Annotated in this window: 9 protein-coding genes; 6 read left to right on the top strand and 3 right to left on the bottom strand. The window is 56.3% G+C overall.

Going from position 1 to position 11,183, the window contains the following annotated elements; all coding sequences use genetic code 11:
- Positions 1-15: 15 nt before the first annotated feature.
- From D7S44_RS08780 to D7S44_RS08770, 3 genes are all read left to right on the top strand, one after another.
- The gene (locus D7S44_RS08780) at positions 16-249 is read left to right on the top strand and encodes a DUF1480 family protein (protein WP_048784520.1); all 234 of its coding nucleotides are present in this window, start codon (positions 16-18) and stop codon (positions 247-249) included.
- A 380-nt stretch (positions 250-629) separates the two neighbouring features.
- Positions 630-2,096 carry an undecaprenyl-phosphate galactose phosphotransferase WbaP gene (gene wbaP, locus D7S44_RS08775; RefSeq protein WP_120453958.1) on the top strand — a complete coding sequence of 489 codons (1,467 nt, stop codon included), beginning with the start codon at positions 630-632 and terminating at the stop codon, positions 2,094-2,096.
- A gap of 112 nt (positions 2,097-2,208) precedes the next feature.
- The gene (locus D7S44_RS08770; protein ID WP_120453956.1) at positions 2,209-3,402 is read left to right on the top strand and encodes a multidrug effflux MFS transporter; all 1,194 of its coding nucleotides are present in this window, start codon (positions 2,209-2,211) and stop codon (positions 3,400-3,402) included.
- On the opposite strand, the gene dadX is transcribed toward D7S44_RS08770, so the two are convergent.
- Both dadX and D7S44_RS08760 read right to left on the bottom strand, forming a co-directional pair.
- The gene (gene dadX / locus D7S44_RS08765) at positions 3,395-4,465 is read right to left on the bottom strand and encodes a catabolic alanine racemase DadX (protein WP_120453954.1); all 1,071 of its coding nucleotides are present in this window, start codon (positions 4,463-4,465) and stop codon (positions 3,395-3,397) included. The genes D7S44_RS08770 and dadX overlap by 8 nt on opposite strands.
- Positions 4,466-4,483: 18 nt before the next feature.
- Positions 4,484-5,785, bottom strand: a complete 1,302-nt coding sequence (locus D7S44_RS08760; RefSeq protein ID WP_120453952.1) for a D-amino acid dehydrogenase — start codon at positions 5,783-5,785, stop codon at positions 4,484-4,486.
- A 507-nt stretch (positions 5,786-6,292) separates the two neighbouring features.
- Here D7S44_RS08760 and D7S44_RS08755 point away from each other — a divergent pair.
- Positions 6,293-7,828 (top strand): SpoVR family protein, encoded by a 1,536-nt coding sequence (locus tag D7S44_RS08755; protein WP_120453950.1) that lies wholly within the window; start codon positions 6,293-6,295, stop codon positions 7,826-7,828.
- A 225-nt stretch (positions 7,829-8,053) separates the two neighbouring features.
- On the opposite strand, the gene fadR is transcribed toward D7S44_RS08755, so the two are convergent.
- The gene (gene fadR, locus D7S44_RS08750) at positions 8,054-8,773 is read right to left on the bottom strand and encodes a fatty acid metabolism transcriptional regulator FadR (RefSeq protein ID WP_120453948.1); all 720 of its coding nucleotides are present in this window, start codon (positions 8,771-8,773) and stop codon (positions 8,054-8,056) included.
- Between the two features lie 205 nt (positions 8,774-8,978).
- Between fadR and nhaB the strand changes: the two genes are divergently transcribed.
- Together nhaB and dsbB are read left to right on the top strand one after the other, a co-directional pair.
- Positions 8,979-10,508 (top strand): sodium/proton antiporter NhaB, encoded by a 1,530-nt coding sequence (nhaB, locus tag D7S44_RS08745; RefSeq protein ID WP_120453946.1) that lies wholly within the window; start codon positions 8,979-8,981, stop codon positions 10,506-10,508.
- 117 nt (positions 10,509-10,625) lie between these two features.
- Positions 10,626-11,156, top strand: coding sequence for a disulfide bond formation protein DsbB (dsbB, locus tag D7S44_RS08740; RefSeq protein WP_120453944.1), 531 nt, complete (start codon positions 10,626-10,628; stop codon positions 11,154-11,156).
- The last annotated feature ends 27 nt before the right edge of the window (positions 11,157-11,183 follow it).

Genomic DNA, 11,183 nt, shown 5'->3' with positions numbered 1-11,183 from the left:
GAACGGGAGAAAGTTATGGGACACGTCGTTAAAATTGGTCGTTATGAGATAATTGATGCCGAACTCGACAGCGATAATCTGCAGACCGTCAGCATCCCCTGTCAAACCAATCCCGATCTGAGTTATCAGCTCGACGGCTGGGACCACGATACCAGCGTACCCGCATGGATTGATGGCGAACCGGTGGATCTGCAAATTGGGCATTACGATAAACAGCAAGACCAGTGGGTATTAAAAAAACCTGCCTGAGTTAACTTTTCGCCGCCAGCGACCATTCCTGGCGGTAATTCTGAAAAAGCAGTCTGGAGTATTTGGTTATTTTCAGCTCCCACGTCATTTTAAGCAGCTATTTCAAATACTTACCAATATAAAACTTTAGGCAAAAATAGTTTTTTCGGATTTGTTCCGTATTAACTCTGTCAAATATCTCCTGCATACTCTTAATCGCTGCTGCAGCTTTTCGTGATAACAATCACGTAATTTAATTATCTTTTCACTGCAGCCTGTATGGCTCTAACGACTGTAATGAACTGAAAACGATTGTTCTGCTTTTTCAGTTGTCCACTCCTGAGCGCGTACTTGATTCTGGTCAGGCCATCTTTTACTTAAGAAAAAAGAGAGCAGGTGTTATGGCAAGTACACTGGTAATGAATGATGCGAGCCGCTCATGGAGCGGAACGCGAAAAAATATCATCGCAAAGCTTGCGTTAAGCTTTTCCGATCTGATTGCCCTTAATCTGTCGCTGTTTTTATCCGCTGCGACTATTCAGGGGATCTGGGGCGATCTGGATGGGTTTATTCCGCCCCATCAAATTGAATATCGTTTTATTGCGCAGTTTGCGCTTTCTGTTTTGTGCACCGCTTATTTCTGGATGCGCATGCGTCACTACACCTATCGCAAGCCTTTCTGGTTTGAACTGAAGGAAGTGGTTAAAACGCTGTTCGTCTTTTCGCTGCTGGATCTGGCGCTGATCGCCTTTTCCAAGTGGGATTTCTCGCGCATGGTGTGGCTGTTTAGCTGGACCTACGCGCTGCTGCTGCTGCCGTTGATGCGTGCAGGCGTTAAGCGCGCCATTAACCGCGCCGGCCAGTGGCAGAAAGAGACTATCATCATCGGTTCGGGTAAAAACGCTATGGAAGCCTACGCTGCACTGCAGAGCGAAGAGATCCTTGGCTATAACGTGCAGGCGTTTATCAGCACCGACGAAGAAAATACGCCGCCGTCTGTTAACGGCGTGCCAGTTATTAAACAGCAGGATATTAACTGGCAGACCATTGACCGCGACAACGTGCAGTTTATCGTTGCCACTGAATTTGAGCAGCAGGTCGTACGCGATACCTGGCTGAAGTTCCTGTCGAAGATGAACTGCCGATCGATTTCCGTGATCCCTACCCTGCGCGGCGTACCGCTCTACGGCACCGACATGTCGTTTATCTTCAGCCATGAAGTGATGATCCTGCGCGTCAGCAACAGCCTCGCCAAGCGCTCTTCCCGCTTCCTGAAGCGCTGTTTCGACATTGTGGTCGCCTCGCTGCTGCTGCTGTTCCTGGCACCCGTCTTCGGTCTGCTCTGCTATATGGTGAAACGCGACGGCGGCAACGCTATCTACGGTCACGAGCGTATTGGTCAGAACGGCGTGAAGTTTAAATGTCTGAAATTCCGCTCCATGGTGACCAACTCGAAAGAGGTGCTGGAGCAGCTGCTGGCCACCAGCGCAGAGGCGCGCGCCGAATGGGACAAAGACTTTAAGCTGAAAAAGGATCCGCGCATCACCAAAATCGGCGGCTTCCTGCGCAAAACCAGTCTCGATGAGCTGCCGCAGCTGTGGAACGTAATCCGCGGCGAGATGAGCCTTGTCGGGCCGCGTCCGGTTATTGAGGCGGAGCTGGAGCGCTATGCGGGCGATGTCGATTACTATCTGATGGCGAAACCAGGCATGACCGGCCTGTGGCAGGTCAGCGGACGTAACGATATCGACTACGATACCCGCGTCTACTTCGACTCCTGGTATGTGAAGAACTGGGCGCTGTGGACCGATATTGCTATTCTGTTTAAAACCGCAGGTGTGGTGCTGCGCCGCGACGGCGCGTACTAAGTTCGTCCGGATGCCCGCTTTACGGCGGGCATCGCATTTTTCGCTTTTCTTTTCGCCCCCAACTCATTACCCTTCCCGCTTGTTTTAACAGAGCGTTTACCTTCTGGTTTTTATGCAAAAATTTACCCTGATGCTGTTGAGCCTGGTGCTGCTGGCGCCGCTGGGCATCGATCTCTATCTCCCTACCCTGCCCGATATCGCGATCGGCCTGAATACGCCGGTCAGCCTGGTGCAGACCACCATTCCGATCTTTCTGCTGGTGATGGGTTTAGGGCAGCTGGTTACCGGTCCGCTGGTCGATAACTACGGACGCAAACCCATTGCCTTAGCGGGCCTGGCACTCTATGTGGCGGGCAGTATCGTTGCGGCGACCGCCAGCAACTGGCCGATGTTTCTCTCTGCGCGGCTGATTCAGGGTTGCGCGGTGTGCTGCAGCGCCGTCGTGGCTTTTAGCGGCGTGCGCGATCGCCTGAGCGGCGACGAAGCGGCGCGCGCTTACGGCTTTCTCAACGGCGCGCTGAATATTGTGCCCGCTCTGGCGCCGCTGCTGGGCGGCCTGCTCGCCAGCGCCTTCGGCTGGCGCGCGCCCTTCTGGTTCCTGTGCGCTTACGGCCTGCTTATCGCGCTTATAGTGCTGCTCTGGCTGCCGGAAACGCGGCCCGCCAATACGCTGCGGGTAAAAGGGCTGCCGCTGGCGCAGTATGGCGCTATCCTGCGTCAGCCGCGCTTTCTCGCCTTCGCCTTCGCGAATGCCGGCGCACTCGGCATGGTGCTGACCTATGTTTCGCTAGCGCCGCATGTGCTGATGACAGAAGGCGGCCTGACGCCGATTCAGTTCTCGTTCGCCTTTGGTGCTAATGGTTTCTGGATCATGCTGGTGAGCGCCTTCGTCAATAAAACCATCCGCAAAGCGGGACGGCCGTTCTGTCTGGCGATGGGCTTCGTCACTATGCTGGCGGGCGCGCTGCTGCTGTTTGCTGGCATGCATCTGCTGCCGGAAAGCGTGCAGACTCACTGGGCGCTCTATATGCTGCCGGTCGCCATTTCGGTCGCAGGGCTGGCGTTCACCGTCGGGCCAGCCACCAGCTATGCGCTGGAGCCTTACCAGCAGCAGGCTGGCGTGGCAGCGGCGCTGCAGGGTTTTATTCAGATGGCAGGCGGCGCGGCGGGCAGCCTCTTGATTGTGATGCTGCCCGTGGCAGAAAAGAGCGCGCTGGCGCTGATGATGCTGGCGGGCGCAGCGCTGGCGTTAATCGCCTGGCGCTGCAGCAAGAAGATGCACGGTTCGCTGACCGCGCTTAAATAACCTTAACCGGCACGCGCGGCGTAAGGGCGCACATCAGCTCATAGCCTACCGTGCCGGCCGCTTTCGCTACCTGATCGATCTTCACCTGTTCACCCCACAGCTCAACCTTCGAACCGATGCCTGCCTGAGGGCAAGGCGTTAAGTCGACGGTGATCATATCCATCGAGACGGCGCCAATCACCTGCGTCATCACGCCATCGACGGATACCGGCGTGCCGTTGGGCGCATGGCGTGGATAGCCGTCGGCATAGCCGCAGGCGACCACACCGATACGCTGCTCCTGCTGCGCGTGATAGCGATAGCCGTAGCCGACGCCATCCCCACGACTCAGCTGCTGGAGCCCGATAATTTCGCTATTCAGCGTCATGACCGGTTTCAGTCCGGTGCTGGCGATATCCTGCCAGTCGCCGCTGGGCGATGCGCCGTAGAGAATAATGCCGGGGCGCACCCAGTCGTAATGCGCTTCCGGATGCCACAGGGTGCAGGCGGAATTGGAGAGCGAACGAGGGATATCCAGCCCTTCGGCGGCGCGTTCGATACGCTGCAGCGGCTCAATCAGCCCATCCGGGTTTTCCGCATCGGCAAAATGCGCCATCAGCATGATATCGCCTACGCCTGGCAGCGCGCGCAGCTTTTTATAAGCAGCCTGCGCCTGCTCCGGCCGGAAGCCGAGGCGATTCATGCCGCTGTTGACCTTGAGATAGATGTCTACCGGCGCGGAGAGCTGCGCTTCCGCCAGCGCCTTGATCTGCCAGTTGCTGTGCACGCTGGTCGTCAGGCGATAGCGATCGATCAGCTCCAGATCCTCAGCATGGAAAAAGCCCTCCAGCAGCAGGATCGGTTTACGCCAGCCGCTGTCGCGCAGCAGTATCGCCTCTTCCATATTCAGCAACGCGAAGCCATCGGTCTGCGCCAGGCTCTCCCATACGCGGGCCAGGCCATGGCCGTAAGCATTGGCCTTCACTACCGACCAGACGCGCGCGCCGGGCGCCGCCTGGCGCACAATCGCCAGATTATGGCGCAGCGCCTGCTGATCTACGGTGGCGAAAACTGGACGTGACATACTCCCTCTCCCTGAATGTTAACGCGTGGCGTTCGCGTTGCGTAATGGTGAAGATGACGGTGTAAAACCAGGCAGATAGCGGAACACCGACAGATCGTCGGCAGCGATCGCCGGGGTTTTACCGCTGATCACATCGGCCAGCAGCTGACCGGATCCGCAAGCCATGGTCCAGCCGAGCGTGCCGTGTCCGGTATTCAGGTAGAGATTGCTGAGCGGCGTCGGGCCGACGATCGGCGTTCCGTCTGGCGTCATAGGACGCAGGCCGCTCCAGAAGCTGGCCTGTTCAATATGACCGCCCTCAGGATAAAGATCCCGGACCACCATCTCCAGCGTTTCCCGACGCGCAGGCAAGAGTTTGTTGTTAAAACCAACGATTTCCGCCATGCCGCCGACGCGAATACGGTTGTCAAAACGGGTGACCGCCACCTTATAGGTTTCATCCAGGATAGTGGAAACTGGCGCGGCTTCCGGGTTTTTTACCGGAATTGTCAGGGAGTAGCCTTTAAGCGGGTAAACCGGGATATCAAGAATATGCTTCAGCAGCGCGGTGGAGTAAGAACCAAAGGCCACCACATAGCTGTCGCCTTTAACGATCTCATCGCCGCACTTAACGCCGTAGATGCGATTACCTTCGCGCAGCAGCTGATCTACTGGCGTATTGAAGCGGAACACGACGCCTGCCTCCTGCGCCATTTTCGCCAGCTTTTGGGTAAAGAGCTGGCAGTCGCCAGTTTCATCGTTAGGCAGACGCAAGCCGCCGGTGAGCTTATGCTGCGTGGTCGCCAGCGCCGGCTCAACGCGCGCCAGCTCATGCGCATGGAGCAGTTCGTAAGGCACGCCCGCCTCGCGCAGCACCTCGATATCTTTGCTGGCGCTGTCGAACTGCTGCTGCGTGCGGAACAGCTGCAGCGTACCGCCCTGACGTCCTTCATAGGCGATGCCGGTCTCTTCGCGCAGCGCCTTCAGACAGTCGCGGCTGTATTCGGCGATACGTACCATCCGGCTTTTGTTCTGCTGATAGTGCTGCATATCGCAGTTGCGCAGCATGTTCCACATCCATTGCAGCTGGAAGCTGCTGCCGTCAAGGCGGATCGCCAGCGGCGCGTGGCGCTGGAACATCCATTTAACGGCCTTGAGCGGCACGCCCGGCGCGGCCCAGGGCGCCGCATAGCCGGGTGATATCTGCCCCGCATTGCCCGCGCTGGTCTCCAGCGCGGCATCGGGCTGGCGGTCCAGCACCGTTACCTGATGTCCCGCGCGCGCCAGATACCAGGCGCTCGCCACGCCAACCACACCACTACCTAAAATCACTACGTGCATATCGCCCCCACCGGCAAATTCAAAAGCATAATTCACTAGACTACAGGGCAATATCAGCACATTACCAACTGCCGACAGAAGCCCTCACCTCATTAACTTATTTCACATGTTTTTCACTTTTTCGAACACTAAAATCTTATGGCTGGGTGAAAATCAGTAACTTATGCGTTTTTTTAACGGTTCTTAGCAGTTAATAATAGCGTACCCGGCAATAATCACTTATTTCAGGAGAATAAGTTGACGCCATACAATCCACTTATAAACAGCATTTTATCCCGACTTTACGCCTTTCGGGATGACATCAGCTCATCAAATGCTTTTCCGCTTATTTTCAGATGATTTTCTGCCGAATAATTCGATTGAGTTCCGCCATCAGATAGGTAACAGTGGGCTATCATTGAAGTGTTCACTCCGTTTTTGGGGTTCTCTTTCTTAGGGACGAGCCTTGAAATTACCGGAACCGGCTGCTCGCATCGGGCAAGCCTGTTTGCAAAACAGAGGTGCGCTATGACGACAATCTTTGACGATCCGATTAAGGACAGCAAACGACTCAGCGATGGACCGGACTGGACATTTGATTTGCTCGATGTCTACCTTGCGGAAATTGACCGCGTAGCCAAACTCTACCGACTCGATACCTATCCCCACCAGATTGAAGTGATTACCTCTGAGCAGATGATGGACGCCTACTCCAGCGTGGGTATGCCCATTAACTACGCTCACTGGTCGTTCGGTAAAAAGTTTATTGAAACCGAGCAGCGCTATAAGCACGGACAGCAAGGGCTGGCGTATGAGATCGTTATTAACTCCAATCCCTGCATCGCCTATCTGATGGAAGAGAACACCATGACCATGCAGGCGCTGGTGATGGCGCATGCCTGCTACGGCCACAACTCTTTTTTCAAGAATAACTATCTGTTCCGCAGCTGGACAGATGCCAGCTCCATCGTCGATTACCTGCTGTTTGCGAAAAAATATATCTCTGAATGCGAAGAGCGCTTCGGCGTCGAAGAGGTCGAGCGTCTGCTGGACTCCTGCCATGCGCTGATGAATTACGGCGTCGATCGCTATAAGCGCCCGCAGAAAATCTCCTTACAGGAAGAGAAAGCACGGCAGAAGAGTCGCGAAGAGTATCTGCAAAGCCAGGTGAATACGCTGTGGCGCACGCTGCCGCGCCGCGAGAAAGAGGCGGTGCACGTCGAGGCGGCGCGCTACCCGTCGGAGCCGCAGGAGAACCTGCTCTATTTTATGGAGAAGAACGCGCCGCTGCTGGAGCCGTGGCAGCGCGAGATCCTGCGCATTGTGCGTAAGGTGAGTCAGTATTTCTATCCGCAAAAACAGACGCAGGTGATGAACGAAGGCTGGGCGACCTTCTGGCACTACACTATCCTCAATCATCTTTATGATGAGGGTAAAGTGTCGGAGCGCTTTATGATCGAGTTCCTGCACAGCCACACCAACGTGGTGTTTCAGCCGCCCTATAACAGTCCCTGGTATAACGGCATTAACCCTTACGCGCTGGGCTTCGCGATGTTCCAGGATATCAAGCGCATCTGCCAGTCGCCGACAGAAGAAGATCGCTACTGGTTCCCCGATATCGCCGGTTCCGACTGGCTGGAAACGCTGCATTTTGCAATGCGCGAATTCAAAGACGAGAGCTTTATCAGCCAGTTCCTGTCGCCGAAGGTGATGCGTGATTTCCGCCTCTTTACGGTGCTGGACGACGATCGCAATAACTATCTGGAGATCGCCGCCATCCATGATGAGGCGGGCTATCGCGCGATCCGCCAGCAGCTCTCCGCGCAGTATAACCTGAGCAATCTGGAGCCGAATATTCAGGTCTATAACGTCGACCTGCGTGGCGACCGCTCGCTGACGCTGCGTTACGTGCCGCAAAGCCGCACGCCGCTCGACAAGAGCCGCCGCGAAGTGATGAAGCATGTGCACCGGCTGTGGGGATTTGATGTGATCCTCGAACAGCAGAACGAAGATGGCAGCGTTGAACTGCTGGATCGCTGTCCGACGCGCGGCAACGCACTTTAAGGTCTTCGCAAGAGGAAAAACCGGACGCTGTCCGGTTTTTTTATAGCGATAAAACAGGCGCTGTCGCGAGTAGCCTCAACAGATCGCAAAGTCGCTCAAGGCATCCCTGCACGCTCGGCCCGCGGCATCCCTGCCGCGGGACGCTTTGCTCTTCTGTTGAGGCTACCCACTCCGTGAGCATGAATGCGGGCTGAAAAAAAACCGGACGGCGTCCGGTTTTCTTTTTTAGCGTTTGCTGCCCAGGTCATCCGGCATGCTTTTCTGCATACTGTGCCAGATTTCGCCGCTCCGACGACCGTATTCGCGCACCGCATCGACAATTTGATCCTGCGACGGTTCTTTCACGCACAGCGCTTCAAGCCGTGAGTAGAAATTGCGCGCCAGCTCACGCGCTTCAGGATTCGAAAAATAGTGACGCCCTACGCGGGTATAGAGCCCCTTCAGACCATTCAGGATCAGTCCGTAAATCGGGTTGCCAGAAGCGAAAGCCAGACCGCGGAACACGCGGTAGTCGAGTTCGGTATAGGCATCGGCCTGATCATCGATACCGGCGACGCTCTCCAGCACCGCGCGGGCTTTATCGGGATGATGACGTAGCGCGCGGCTGATAAAGATAGAGGCGATATTGGTGCGCACCGACAGCAGGTTGTCGATCAGCACCGGCACGCTGTCATGGTCGAGACGCGCCAGCGTTTCAAGAATATTCAGCCCGGAGGTTTCCCAGAAGTCATTGACGCGGGTGGGTTTACCGTGCTGAATCGTCAGCCAGCCGTCTCGCGCCAGGCGCTGCAGAACTTCACGCAGCGTGGTGCGGGTTACGCCGATAAGTTCAGAAAGCTCACGTTCAGCGGGAAGGATTGATCCAGGAGGAAAGCGGCTGTTCCAGATGCTTTCAATAATATACTCTTCAGCAAATCCCGCAGGGCTCTGCGCCTTAATGACCATAGCGATGTTTTCTCGTTGCTTTCTTTGTCGATATGGCACTCATCATACCAGACGCCCTGGGTGTGTTATAGACCGCACAAGGATTAAAAGCGCGCGCTGGTGCAAAAACCGGCAGCCGTACGCAATCCTGCAAGACGAGATTGCGCCTCGCTGTTTCGCTTATTACCCTTTGCTCATTCTCTTCTTCCCGCACAGGACCTTTGCCATGGAAATCACCTGGGGCCAGGCGCTGCACCGCAACTTTCTCGGGCAGTCGCCCAACTGGTACAAAACGCTGCTGCTGACGTTTTTGGTTATCAATCCGCTGCTCTTCTTCCTGGTCAGCCCGTTTCTCGCCGGCTGGCTGCTGATTGCCGAGTTTATCTTCACGCTCGGCATGGCGCTGAAATGTCACCCGTTACTGCCCGGTGGTCTGCTGACGCTGGAAGCGATCGCCATCGGCATGGCCAGCGCTGAACAGGTTAAACAGCAGCTGGCGGGTAATCTGGAGGTGTTGCTGCTGCTGATCTTTATGGTGGCCGGCATCTTTTTTATGAAGCAGCTGCTGCTGTTCATGTTTACACGGCTGCTGCTGTCGCTGCGGTCGAAGGTACTGCTCAGTCTGACCTTCTGCCTGGCGGCCGCCTTTCTCTCAGCATTTCTTGATGCCCTGACCGTGGTCGCCGTCGTCATCAGCGTCGCCGTCGGCTTTTATCAGATCTACCACCGCGTCTCTTCTGACCCCGATTACGCCGCAGAGGAGCATGAACAGCGCGCCACGCTGGAGCAGTTCCGTGCATTTCTGCGCAGCCTGATGATGCAGGCGGGCGTCGGGACCGCGCTGGGCGGGGTAATGACCATGGTGGGCGAGCCGCAAAACCTGATTATCGCCCATGCGGCAGGCTGGGATTTTGTCCGCTTCTTCCTGCGCATGGCGCCAGTAACGGTGCCGGTGCTGCTGTGCGGCATACTCACCAGCGTGCTGGTAGAGCGCTGTCGCCTGTTCGGCTACGGCGCCACGCTGCCGGATGAGGTGCGTACCATTCTGCTGCAGAGCGAACTTGAGGCGGCGACGCAGCGTACGCGCCAGGATCGGCTGAAGCTGTGGATTCAGGCGGCTATCGGTTGCTGGCTCATCGTCGCGCTGGCGCTGCATCTGGCGGAGGTCGGCCTGATTGGGCTGTCGGTGATCGTGCTCGCCACGTCGCTGTGTGGCGTAACGGATGAACATACTATCGGCCAGGCCTTTACCGAAGCGCTGCCCTTTACCGCTCTGCTGACGGTGTTTTTCGCCATCGTTGCCGTCATCGTCGAGCAGCAGCTCTTTAGCCCACTTATCACCTTTGTCCTGCAGTCTGATCCGCACGCGCAGCTCAGCTGGTATTACATCTTCAATGGACTTCTCTCGTCGATATCAGACAACGTTTTTGTCGGATCGGTATTTATCAACGAGGCGAAACAGGCTTTCAGCCAGGGGGCAATCGATCTGCAGCAGTACCAGTTGCTGGCCGTCGCCACCAATACCGGCACCAATCTGCCATCGGTCGCGACGCCAAATGGCCAGGCGGCGTTTCTTTTCCTGCTCACTTCAGCGCTGGCGCCGCTGATACGCCTCTCTTATGGGCGTATGGTGTGGATGGCGCTGCCCTTCACCGTCGTGATGTCGCTGACAGGCTATTTTTGCATCCACTGGTTACTGATACCCTTCACGGAAATGCTGCTGCACTGGGGCTGGCTCGCCGCGCCATCGATGTAAATTCTGCCCTGGATCAGGTTAAGTCGGAATTGAGCACGATTTTACCTTGATGCCGGGCTGGCACCGCCGCGCTTTTGGTTTACACTGCGTGGCATTACCGTTTACAGGGAAAGCAAGATGTTGCGATATCTGAATCAATGTTCGCGCGGCCGCGCCGCCTGGTTACTGCTGGCGATAACGGCGCTGGCGCTGGAGCTAACAGCATTATGGTTCCAGCATGTTATGGGCCTGAAGCCGTGCGTGATGTGTATTTATGAACGCTGCGCGCTGTTTGGCGTCATGGGTGCGGGCATCGTCGGCGCCATCGCGCCTAAATCGCCGCTGCGCTGGGCTGGACTGGCTATCTGGATCTACAGCGCCTGCGAAGGACTGCGGCTTTCATATGACCACACGATGCTGCAGCTGCATCCCAATCCGTTTACGACCTGCGACTTTGCCGCACGTTTTCCCGGCTGGCTGCCGCTGGACAAGTGGCTGCCCTCTGTGTTTGTCGCCAGCGGAGATTGCGCCGAACGCAACTGGGATTTTCTGACGCTGAGCATGCCGCAGTGGATGATAGTGGTTTTCGCCGCCTACCTGATTGTGGCGATCGCAGTGCTGATCGCCCAGCCGTTCAAGCCAAAACGCCGCGACATCTTCTCCCGCTAAAACAGAACAGGCTGCCTGGGCAGCCTG

The organism is Pantoea piersonii, from assembly GCF_003612015.1.
GTDB classification, from domain to species: domain Bacteria; phylum Pseudomonadota; class Gammaproteobacteria; order Enterobacterales; family Enterobacteriaceae; genus Pantoea; species Pantoea piersonii.
The sequence above is the reverse complement of the archived record's forward strand: the minus strand, read 5'-3'. Positions and strand labels throughout refer to the sequence as shown.